The 230-nt window shown below is 31.7% G+C and carries 1 pseudogene; it reads right to left on the reverse strand.

Going from position 1 to position 230, the window contains the following annotated elements:
* Positions 1-230 (reverse strand): annotated as a pseudogene (locus FC55_RS10195) (ISL3 family transposase); the annotation flags it as partial.

The raw sequence follows: 230 nt of genomic DNA on the forward strand, positions 1-230 counted from the left end.
ACTTTAAAATTATTTTCTACACTCTCTAAAGATCTAATAATTGTGTTTGAAGATGTAAAAGAGTCCGCAGCAATTTCACACATAGGTCTGGATAGACTTAAATCACGTATAAGTTTGGCTTTAACAGCATTAGAAAAATGATCATGATAGTTAGTATCTTTAAATTTAGCTGTCGCAGTTTTCTTGCATTCAGGACACAGATACTTCTGTTTTCTTATAGAAAGCACAAG

The organism is Ligilactobacillus salivarius DSM 20555 = ATCC 11741 (assembly GCF_001435955.1).
GTDB classification, from domain to species: Bacteria; Bacillota; Bacilli; order Lactobacillales; family Lactobacillaceae; genus Ligilactobacillus; species Ligilactobacillus salivarius.